The sequence below is a fragment of the Streptomyces purpurogeneiscleroticus genome, from assembly GCF_020024005.1.
GTDB classification, from domain to species: domain Bacteria; phylum Actinomycetota; class Actinomycetes; order Streptomycetales; family Streptomycetaceae; genus Streptomyces; species Streptomyces purpurogeneiscleroticus.
Map to the genome: position 1 here is coordinate 1 of NZ_NHSG01000313.1, position 3,003 is coordinate 3,003.

Consider the following 3,003-nt stretch of genomic DNA (forward strand, 5'->3'; position numbering starts at 1 on the left):
CGGGAGCGCGGCGGCCCTGTCACCAGCCCTGACTCACCCGCCGCGCCCCCGGTCACCGCCCCGCCAGGAGCCGCCCATGCGCTTCACCGCCTACCAACACCAGCAGCAGCACCGCGTCGCCGTCGTGGACGACGACGGCACCCTGTACCCCATTCCGGGCGCCCGCTCACTCACCGAGCTGATCACTTCCGGGGACGGACTCGCGACCCTCCTCGGGACCGGCGCCGCCTCGCTCGACGTACCGCCCGGCCCCCACGTCTCCCAGGTGCGGCTGCTGCCTCCCCTGCAACCCGCCGCGATACGGGACTTCGTCACCTTCGAGGAGCACGTCGAGGGCGTACGCCGCTCCGTCGACGGAGCCACCGGTGTACCCGAGGAGTGGTACGCGGCACCGACCTTCTACTTCACCAACCCGCACGCCATCTACGGCCCGGATGACGACATCCCGGTGCCGCCCGGCTCGGCCGTCCTCGACTTCGAACTCGAAGTGGGTGCCGTCATCGGCCGCGAGGGCCGCGACCTCACCCCCGAGCAGGCCCGCGACCACATCATCGGCTACACCGTCTTCAACGACTGGTCAGCGCGCGACCTGCAGTCCGCGGAGATGAAGGTCGGCCTCGGCCCATGCAAGGGCAAGGACACCGCCACTACCCTCGGCCCGTACCTCGTCACCGCCGACGAGCTGGAGCGGTACCGCGACGACGAGGGCTTCCTGCGCCTGACCCTGACCGCCGAGGTCAACGGCGAGGTGGTGGGCCGGGACCTGCTGTCCAACATGAGCTGGACCTTCGAGGAGATGGTCGCGTACGCCTCGCGCGGCACGCGGGTCGTCCCCGGTGATGTGCTCGGATCGGGCACCTGCGGCAACGGCGGCTGCCTCGCCGAGCTGTGGGGCCGGCGCGGTGAACAGACCCCGCCGCCACTGAAGCCGGGCGACACCGTCTCCCTGACCGTCGAGGGCATCGGCACCCTCACCAATACGGTGATCCCCGGTGCCGGCCCCGTACCGCTGCCCACCGGGCGGCGCCGTACCCGGGAGCGGCCGTGAGCGAGCTGCACCCCAAGAGGCTGCTCGGCAAGGTGGTGGTCGTCACCGGCGCGGCGCGCGGCCAGGGCGCCGCGGAGGCGGAAGCCCTCGTCCGCGAGGGTGCCCGCGTCATCGCCACCGACGTGACGGAGGCCCCCGGCTGCCGACGCCTCGACGTCAGCAGCGAGCGGGACTGGGCCGATCTGGCCGCCGAGCTGAAGGAGTCGTACGGGCAGATGCACGGGCTGGTCAACAACGCGGGTATCACCTGGCGCGCCCGCGTCGGAGACGTGCGGCCCGAGGACCTGGCGCGCGTCCATGCCGTCAACGTCACCGGCCCGCTGCTCGGCATCCAGCACCTCGCCCCGCTGATGCCGCCCGGCGCCTCGATCGTCAACGTCGGCTCCTCGGCGGCCCTCACCGCGCACTACCCGGTCGCCTACACCACCAGCAAGTGGGCGCTGCGCGGCCTGTCGAGGACCGCCGCCCTCGAACTCGGCCCGCGCGGCATCCGTGTCAACACGATCCACCCCGGCTACATCGAGACCGAGATGACCGCCTCCGCCGCCCCGTCCTTTCGCGAGGCGAATGTCCGCGAGACGCCGCTCGGCCGCACCGGAACGGTGGAGGAGGTCGCTCCGCTGATCGTGTTTTTGCTGTCCCAGGAGTCGTCGTTCATCACCGGTGCCGAGATCCCCGTCGACGGCGGGCTGACCGCGCACGGCGGGGTCAAGTCGGTCTCCGACGCGCTGCGCGAGGGGGCCTCGTGACACGGTTGGCGGGCAAGGTCGCCCTGATCTCCGGTACGGCCCGCGGTCAGGGCCGGGCCGCCGCGCTGCGGTTCGCCGCCGAGGGCGCGCTCGTGGTCGGTGGCGACCTGCTGCACGAGGAGGCCCTCGAGACGCAGCGGCTGATCGCCCGCGAGGGCGGCACGGCTCTGACTCCGGGGCCTCTGGACGTCACCGACGAGGCGTCGGTGCGCTCCTGGGTTGCCGAGGCCGTCGACGCGTTCGGCGGCATCGACATCGTCTACGCCAATGCCGGTGCCGTGCGTTTCGGACCGGTCGACAACCAGCCGTATGAGGACTTCGCGTTCACGGTGCGGGCCGAGCTGGACTCGGTGTGGCTGACCGTCCGGACGGCCTGGCCGCACCTGGTCGCAAGCCGCGGCTGCATCCTCACCGTCGGCTCCACCGCGGGGCTGACCGGTTCGCTCACCAACCGGCGCACCGCGCACTCGGCGTCGAAGGGCGGCGTGATCGCGCTGAGCCGGCAACTGGCCGCCGAGGGGGCGCCGTACGGTGTCCGCGCCAACTGCGTCAGCCCCGGCATGATCGACACCGACGGCTCCCGCGCCAACCTCCTCGCCACCGACCACCCGATGCGCTCCATTGCCCGGCACATCCCGCTCGGACGCACCGGAACACCCGATGACGTGGTGAACGCGGCCGTCTTCCTCGCCTCGGACGAGGCGTCGTACATCACGGGCGCCAACCTCGTAGTCGACGGCGGCTGGTCGACGGTCCTGCCCGGCGCCACCCCCGACGCCGTCTCCTGAGGCGGCCCGGGCGTCCTGCCGAACGGCTGCGCGCGGGCGGCTCGGGCATCCCCAGGTCTTCATCGGCATCACTCCCCCCTGTCTCCTGATCCTCGTGTACGGCCGAGTGCTGCCCCCGACCGCAATGCGTGTATTGCACAAGTACGGGGCTGAAGTGTGTACGGAGGGGACGGCAGTCAACGGGGAAGAACGGAGAACACAGCACGTGAGCAGTTCCGCAACAACATCGCGCACCCTGGCCCTGGAGGAGTTCGGCACCCTGCCGCGGCTCGGTCAACGTGCCGTCCCCACGCCGCGCCCCGGGCACACCCTCGTGCGGGTGGCGGCGGCTACCGTCGCCCATCTGGATCTGAACATCCTCGACGGACAGTTCGGCATCCTGCCCGAGCTGCCGTTCATCCCCGGCACCCAGGGCAGC

Annotated in this window: 3 protein-coding genes and 1 pseudogene; all 4 read left to right on the forward strand. The window is 71.7% G+C overall.

The features are described from left to right. Positions 1-76 precede the first annotated feature (76 nt). Positions 77-1,048: a fumarylacetoacetate hydrolase family protein gene (locus CCS38_RS20240; RefSeq protein ID WP_223734716.1), complete on the forward strand. Its 972-nt coding sequence runs from the start codon at positions 77-79 to the stop codon at positions 1,046-1,048. Then, positions 1,045-1,797: an SDR family NAD(P)-dependent oxidoreductase gene (locus tag CCS38_RS20245; RefSeq protein ID WP_223734717.1), complete on the forward strand. Its 753-nt coding sequence runs from the start codon at positions 1,045-1,047 to the stop codon at positions 1,795-1,797. The genes CCS38_RS20240 and CCS38_RS20245 overlap by 4 nt, the downstream gene beginning before the upstream one ends. Continuing rightward, positions 1,794-2,585 carry an SDR family NAD(P)-dependent oxidoreductase gene (locus tag CCS38_RS20250; RefSeq protein WP_223734718.1) on the forward strand — a complete coding sequence of 264 codons (792 nt, stop codon included), beginning with the start codon at positions 1,794-1,796 and terminating at the stop codon, positions 2,583-2,585. The genes CCS38_RS20245 and CCS38_RS20250 overlap by 4 nt, the downstream gene beginning before the upstream one ends. A 205-nt stretch (positions 2,586-2,790) precedes the next feature. Next, positions 2,791-3,003 (forward strand): annotated as a pseudogene (locus CCS38_RS20255) (quinone oxidoreductase family protein); the annotation flags it as partial.

Coding starts and splice junctions, on each gene's coding strand:
- CCS38_RS20240 (WP_223734716.1), top strand. CDS start 77: ATGCGCTTCACCGCCTACCAACACCAGCAGCAGCACCGCGTCGCCGTC.